Consider the following 2,930-nt stretch of genomic DNA (forward strand, 5'->3'; position numbering starts at 1 on the left):
ATTTCACATCGGGGCGTCAAGGGCGATTCCGCGGCCTGCGGGCCGATTTACGCATCGCTCTGATGGATTCTATCATTTGCCTCGGCACCTTGCGCGGCGGCTGGCTAGATGTTTTCCGGCAGATAGATGTCGAAGGGCAGAAAGGTCTGGCCCGGAGCGTTGGCGGCGCCGGTTTCGATGGCATGCGCCATCAGGTCGACGAGCTCACGGCATAAAGCGGCGAGCGGGGTCGAGATCACCATGGTGAGGATGTTGTCGGCGAGCGCCGCGCGCGACTCGGCGTTGATCTCGTTGCAGACGACCACCGGCATGGTCGCGGGCTTCGCTGCCCGCAGCGCCGAGACCGCGCCTTCCATGCCACCGCCGGCGACGTAGCAGCCGGCAAGATCCGGATAGCGCGCCAGAAGATCGATCATCGCGTCATGGGTCACCTGGTTGGCTTCCAGATTGACCAGCGTTTCAAGCACGCTGAACTCCGGCGCATGCTCGCGGAAGAAGGAGCGAAAGCCGATCTCGCGCAGCTCATGGCCGTGGAAGCGGTGGCTGCCGACGAAGAGGGCGACCTTGCCGGGCCGCTTGGCTGCCTTGGAGATCATCCATGCGGCGGTGCGCCCGACCTTGCGGTTGTCGAGGCCGATATAGCCCTCCCGGATGCCGGCGGCAAAATCGGACAGCACCGAAAAGACCGGCTGCCCTCTCGCCTTCAAGGTTTCCACGACCGCTGTCAGGGTCGGATGGTCCGGACCGACCACGGCGATGGCCCTCGATTTCGCCGCCAGCCTGCGCATCTGGGAGGCGATCTCGTCGGGAGCCAGGGAGCTGGCGAAATCGATGCTCGCAACGCCGCGGAAGCGCTGCGATTGAGAGATGGCCAGTTCGAGTTCCCGCGCGAAGTCACCGTAGAAGGCATCGTTGCCCCGCAGCAGCAGGAAGCCCAGGCGGTACTCCGGCAACTCCTGGCGCATGCGCTGCTTGATAAGGCCGGCGGCGTGGTAGCCGATGTCGGTAGCGGTCTCGTAGACGCGGCGCGCTGTCTCTTCGCGCACCGGCAGCCGGTTGTTCAGCACGCGGTCGACGGTGGCGACACTGACGCCCGAGATGCGCGCCAGATCGGATATTGTCGGCCGCTTCACCATGCTTGCCTCGTCGGGTTTGCTCGAGCCCTTCGTACATCATCCTGATGGGAAATGATAGAAACTATCTTTATGATGTTGAGTCTATCATCAGTCGGCGTTACTTTGACGCCCGAAGCCAAGGGATTTCATGGCATTCGCTCTGGCGGATGCCTTTGCCGAGGGAGGCAATCATGTCCACTGCGCCGTCCCGGCGTGACTACAGCCTGATCGGCCGCGACGCCAAGCTCGCCGTCGAGACCGGCCTGTCGGCGGCCGAGTGGTATCACACCGACATACCGCGCAAGCAGATGAAGGAGCTGATGCAGCGCTCCGACGGGCCGGCGATCCGCGATACGGCGATCTGGTTCGCCGCCCTGACCGTCAGTGGCGCCGGCGGCGCCTGGCTCTGGGGCACATGGTGGTGCGTGCCGTTCTTCTTCGTCTATGGCGTGCTCTACGGCTCCTCGACGGATTCACGCTGGCACGAATGCGGTCACGGCACCGCCTTCCGCACGCAATGGATGAACGATGCGGTCTATCAGATCGCCTGCTTCATGATCATGCGCAATCCGGTGACCTGGCGCTGGAGCCACACGCGCCACCACACCGACACCATCATCGTCGGCCGCGACCCGGAAATCTCGGTGATGCGGCCGCCGGATCTGGTTCGCGCCATGCTGGGCTTCGTCGGCGTGCTCGACGCCTGGCATGCGATGAGCGATATGCTGCGCAACGCCGCCGGCACCGTCAGCGCCGCCGAAAAGACCTTCATTCCAGAACAGGAACAGCCCAAGGCGATCCGCGTCGCCCGCATCTGGACGGCGATCTATGCCGCCACCGTCGGGCTGGCGCTCTACACCGGTTCGTTCCTGCCGCTGATGCTGGTCGGCCTGCCCAGGCTCTACGGCGCCTGGCACCATGTCATGGTCGGGCTGCTGCAGCATGGCGGCCTGGCCGACAATGTCACCGACCACAGGCTGAACAGCCGCACCGTCTACATGAACCCGATCAGCCGCTTCATCTACTGGAACATGAACTACCATGTCGAGCATCACATGTTTCCGATGGTGCCCTATCATGCGCTGCCGAGGCTGCACGAACTGATCAAGCACGATCTGCCGGAAGCGACACCGTCGATCCTGGCCGGCTACCGCGAGATGATCCCGGTCTTCCTGCGCCAGCTGCGCAACGAGGACTATTTCCTCAAGCGCGAGCTGCCGCCGACCGCACGGCCATATCGCGAGGAATTCCACAACGACACTATCGCCGCCGCGGCGGAATGATCGTGCTTCCATCCGATCCAGACTGTTTATTTAACGCAATTCCGGACGGAAAACCGCTGCGCACTTTTTTGCTTTTGGGAGGACTTGAATGAGCGACTGGGTCGAGGCCTGCGCCACCGGCGACATAGACGAGGAGGATGTGATGCGCTTCGACCATGGCGGCCGCACCTTCGCCATCTATCGCAGCCCCGACGACGAGTTCTTCGCCACCGACGGCCTTTGTACGCATGAAAAGGTGCACCTGGCCGACGGGCTGGTGATGGATGACATCATCGAATGCCCCAAGCACAATGGCCGCTTCAACTACAAGACGGGTGACGCCCGCGGCGCCCCGGTCTGCGTCAACCTGAAAACCTATCCGGTCAAGGTCGATGCCGGCAAAGTCCTGATCCAGATCGGATGACCGATATGGCGGGGGGGATGCTCATCATCGGCGCCGGCGAATGCGGCGGGCGGGCGGCATTGGCGCTGCGCGACCTCGATTATCAGGGGCCGGTGACGCTGGTCGGCGACGAGCCGCATCTGCCCTATG

The 2,930-nt window shown here is 63.3% G+C and carries 3 protein-coding genes and 1 pseudogene; 3 read left to right on the plus strand and 1 reads right to left on the minus strand.

Features of this window, described 5'->3' with window-relative positions; translation table 11 throughout:
- Positions 1–104: 104 nt before the first annotated feature.
- Positions 105–1,136, minus strand: coding sequence for a LacI family DNA-binding transcriptional regulator (locus tag EN994_RS25285; RefSeq protein ID WP_027161043.1), 1,032 nt, complete (start codon positions 1,134–1,136; stop codon positions 105–107).
- 170 nt (positions 1,137–1,306) lie between these two features.
- On the opposite strand from EN994_RS25285, the gene EN994_RS25290 reads away from it, so the two are divergent.
- From EN994_RS25290 to EN994_RS36360, 3 genes and pseudogenes are all read left to right on the plus strand, one after another.
- The gene (locus tag EN994_RS25290) at positions 1,307–2,398 is read left to right on the plus strand and encodes a fatty acid desaturase family protein (RefSeq protein WP_063169774.1); all 1,092 of its coding nucleotides are present in this window, start codon (positions 1,307–1,309) and stop codon (positions 2,396–2,398) included.
- Positions 2,399–2,486: 88 nt separating this feature from the next.
- A complete protein-coding gene (locus EN994_RS25295) occupies positions 2,487–2,801 on the plus strand; it encodes a MocE family 2Fe-2S type ferredoxin (RefSeq protein WP_027161041.1) in 315 nt (104 codons plus the stop codon).
- Positions 2,798–2,930 (plus strand): annotated as a pseudogene (locus EN994_RS36360) (ferredoxin reductase); the annotation flags it as partial. The gene EN994_RS25295 and the pseudogene EN994_RS36360, both read left to right, overlap by 4 nt.

The sequence above is a fragment of the Mesorhizobium sp. M7A.F.Ca.CA.002.09.1.1 genome (assembly GCF_003998555.1).
Taxonomy (GTDB): domain Bacteria; phylum Pseudomonadota; class Alphaproteobacteria; order Rhizobiales; family Rhizobiaceae; genus Mesorhizobium; species Mesorhizobium ciceri.

What these genes read in the sequence shown, in the direction of transcription:
- EN994_RS25295 (WP_027161041.1), top strand. Translation starts at nt 2,487, where the DNA reads ATGAGCGACTGGGTCGAGGCCTGCGCCACCGGCGACATAGACGAGGAG.
- EN994_RS25290 (WP_063169774.1), top strand. Translation starts at nt 1,307, where the DNA reads ATGTCCACTGCGCCGTCCCGGCGTGACTACAGCCTGATCGGCCGCGAC.
- EN994_RS25285 (WP_027161043.1), bottom strand. Translation starts at nt 1,136, where the DNA reads ATGGTGAAGCGGCCGACAATATCCGATCTGGCGCGCATCTCGGGCGTC.